4 protein-coding genes are annotated in these 3,163 nt (G+C 66.4%); 3 read left to right on the top strand and 1 reads right to left on the bottom strand.

Annotation, left to right across the window (positions count from 1 at the left end; all coding sequences use genetic code 11):
- Nucleotides 1-147: 147 nt before the first annotated feature.
- Nucleotides 148-552, bottom strand: a complete 405-nt coding sequence (locus tag Mterra_RS20085; protein WP_119316717.1) for a response regulator — start codon at nt 550-552, stop codon at nt 148-150.
- A gap of 381 nt (nt 553-933) precedes the next feature.
- On the opposite strand from Mterra_RS20085, the gene Mterra_RS20080 reads away from it, so the two are divergent.
- The 3 genes from Mterra_RS20080 to Mterra_RS20070 all read left to right on the top strand — a co-directional run.
- Nucleotides 934-1,488, top strand: a complete 555-nt coding sequence (locus Mterra_RS20080; RefSeq protein ID WP_147372968.1) for a hypothetical protein — start codon at nt 934-936, stop codon at nt 1,486-1,488.
- Between the two features lie 86 nt (nt 1,489-1,574).
- Nucleotides 1,575-1,778, top strand: coding sequence for a hypothetical protein (locus Mterra_RS20075; protein ID WP_119316718.1), 204 nt, complete (start codon nt 1,575-1,577; stop codon nt 1,776-1,778).
- A 142-nt stretch (nt 1,779-1,920) separates the two neighbouring features.
- Nucleotides 1,921-3,163, top strand: a 1,243-nt coding sequence (locus Mterra_RS20070; protein WP_119316715.1) for a phage NrS-1 polymerase family protein, incomplete at its 3' end; no start/stop codon positions are given.

Genomic DNA, 3,163 nt, shown 5'->3' with positions numbered 1-3,163 from the left:
TGTTTACCCCCCTTAACAAGGGGGGCTGGGGGGGATAAACCCTCCCAGCCCGCGGGCAGGGCCGGGGGGGGTTGAACCACGAGCCGCGAGCTTTTCGCTGATGGCTGAAAGCTGATAGCTGATAGCTGACCGCTTAATTTCCCCTCTTCACCCCGACGCCGCCTCGTGGGTCGTGCTCGAGCGCAGCACGGAGCGCAGGAGCGAGCGGAGGTGGCGGCTTTCGAAGGGCTTGGGGATGACGTGGTCCACCTTGGAGATCTCGGCGGTGACGCGGGTGCGGTCGTCGTGCTCGCTGACCAGCACCAGCACCGGCACGTCGCGCAGGCGGCGGGTCATTTTGAGGCGGCCGGAGACCGAGAAGGCGTCGGGGGTGAGGCCCTCGTCGAGCAGCAGCAGCCTGGGGACGCTCTCGCGCAGCAGGGTCATGGCTTCTTGGGGGGTGCCGAAGAATTGGGCTTTGAATCCTTCCTGCTCGAGCACCATCTCGAGCAACGCGCGAATGGTGGCGTTGGGCGTGATGATGACGGCAACAGGCGATTGCGCGACTTCCATGAAACGAGCCTAGGCGATGGCCGCTAGCCCGGCGGTGAAATTTGACCAAATTTTAAGGAACGGCCTGGCGGGCCGTTCCTCGAGGTGGCTGGGGCACGTGGACTCGAACCACGACCGACGGTTCCAAAGGAGGCCAAAGACTACCCGGACGGCTACGGCTACCTACGGATAAGCCCTTGCTTATCGGCAAAACAGCGAGTGTGTTTCCGGCTACTTTCGGCCCCCAACGGGGTCATAAACCGTAGAATCACCGTAGAACAACCGTAGAGTTTTTGGACTCTGCGCAAGGTGCTAGACTCAATAAGAAAACCCCGGCACGTGGCCGGGAGCCCTTCGGTGGACTCTCTACTTTACCACGTGCCGGGCAGGGGGAGTCAAGCCGTGGCACGTGGCAGACAGCACATAACCACCCCCGAGTGGCGGCTAGAGGAAGACCGGCTGCACTTCCTCGCGGTGCTTGCGGTGGAGTACCCCGACCGCTTCACCGACCCCGACCCCTGGAGAATCTGGCCCGCGCTGGGACAGACCGGAGAGCCGCCGGGTTGGTTTGAGGAGATCATTGACCATTACTGCGGGGCCTGTCACAACCCGGCTGAGGTGCTGGCGACACACACCCGGCTGGAGCCAACGAGCGGCTTTCTCCGCGCCCCCGTGCTACCCCCACTCGAGCCCCTGCCCAACGAGACCGAGGAAGCCTTCCTCGAGCGGGCTCGAAAGTACTTCCGCAATTGGCGGGAGGCCCACCTAAAGGCCGGGGCTGTAGTGGATGAGTGGCCTCAACGCTTGGAGCATCTGCGCTGGCTGGCCTGGAACCTGGTTGAAGGGCTGGGAGCGGGTCGCATCGCTGAAAGGCTCGCCGAGAGGGGCGAGGCTGTGTTGGATGTAAGGAGCGTGGAGAGGGCGCTAGCAAAAGCCCGCGAACGCTTGAAGTTGTGACCAGCTCATAGCAGGGCGGGGGCGACACTTTCACCCCCGCTGAAAATGCCGTGGGCAAGTGCGGATGTGTGCGCCACCATGCGGCTATGCACACACCACTGCTGTACACGGTAAGCGAGCTACGTGCGCTGATCGGGCATGAGCGCCTGGGGCGTGATGTGGCCTACCAGCTGGCCCGCCGCTACGGGGTGCGGCTGGGAAAGCGCCTGCTAGTACCCCGCCGCGTTGTTGAGGCCCTGCTCGAGGGCCGCCTGGAAGAGTTGCACCCCGCCGGGGTGGGCGGGGCCTAGGGAGGTGGGGGATGCGACGCTATGGATATTATAGCGCTTTGTTGGCTCGCTTGCTAGCCCGCCTGCCCTGGCCAGCCCTGATGTGGCTGCTGGCTGTGACCAATCGCGCCGTGGATGCGCGGCTGCACGCGGAGGATCGCTGATGCTGCCCCTCCGCGTGCCCCCCGCCCTGCGGGAGCTATCCCAGTGGGTGGTGTGGCGGGTTGAAAATCGCGAAGGTAAAGCCACGAAGGTGCCCTACCAGCCCAACCCTGCCCGGCTCGTCCGGGCTAGCACGGGTAACCCGAGCACCTGGGGATCGCTCGAAAACGCCTTGCAGGCCCTGCAAGGCCACAAGTTGGAGGGGCTGGGCTTCGTGTTCGCCCCTGGTGGGGGCGTCGTTGGGGTTGATCTGGACTGGAAGGGGTACGAGGGGCAAGGCGTACCCCTTGAAGCACAAACCATCGCGGATAGGCTCAACAGCTACACCGAGTGGAGCCCGAGCCGCAAGGGGTGCCATATCCTGCTGCGTGGCAGCCTGCCCCAAGGCACCCCCCACCGCAAACAACTAGCCCCCGGCGTGGAGCTGGAGGTGTACGACCGAGGCCGCTACTTCACGGTCACGGGGAGGCACTGGGCCGGCTACCCCGACGACCTCCAGGAGCGCCAAGCCGAACTCGAGGCCCTGCTGGCCGAGCTGTTCCCCCCGGCACCAATGCCCGGCCCCCAACCTGTGGCCGGGCTCGAGCTGTCCGATAGCGAGGCCCTGGAGACCCTATTTCGGCTGGTACCCAGGGCCCGCCCCCTGTGGGAGGGGAATACCTCCGAGCACGGAGGCGACCACAGCCGGGCGGATATGGCCCTGGCCTCTTTCCTCATGTGGATCACCGGCAACGATGAGGCTCGAGCAGACCGGCTGTTCCGACAGTCTCGGCTATACCGCCCCAAGTGGGATGAGCGCCACGCCGGGGATGGCCGCACCTACGGCCAGATGACCCTTCAGAAGGCCCGCGCCCTCGAGCCCTACACCCCCCGCGCGGCTGGCCGCTTGAGCACCGGCACCACCGGGGCCACGGAGGGGCAACCCTCCGCCTGCCCGCTGGACGGGTTGAGCGGTGGGGGGTTCGTGCTCACCGGCTACCCGCGCTATCGGGTGCGGGCCGGAGCGATCGAGGCCGGGAAGCTGGAGCGGGAGCAGGTGGTGTACTACCGCCTGGCCAACCTCGCCGCCGTGATCACGCGCGAGGTGGCCCGCACCGACGGGGTGCACAGCGAGATTCTGTTTGAGCTGGAGGGCTACGCCGGCCCGCGCCCCCTCCCCCTCGCCCGCGTGCGGGCCTCGGAGTTTGCCGGCATGGGCTGGGTGGTGCGGGAGTGGGGGGCCGGGGCGGTGGTCACGCCGGGGC

The sequence above is a fragment of the Calidithermus terrae genome, from assembly GCF_003574345.1.
Taxonomy (GTDB): Bacteria; Deinococcota; Deinococci; order Deinococcales; family Thermaceae; genus Calidithermus; species Calidithermus chliarophilus.
The sequence above is the reverse complement of the archived record's forward strand: the minus strand, read 5'-3'. Positions and strand labels throughout refer to the sequence as shown.

Excerpts from the sequence above, each read along its gene's own strand:
- Mterra_RS20085 (WP_119316717.1), bottom strand. The coding sequence starts at position 552 with ATGGAAGTCGCGCAATCGCCTGTTGCCGTCATCATCACGCCCAACGCC.
- Mterra_RS20075 (WP_119316718.1), top strand. The coding sequence starts at position 1,575 with ATGCACACACCACTGCTGTACACGGTAAGCGAGCTACGTGCGCTGATC.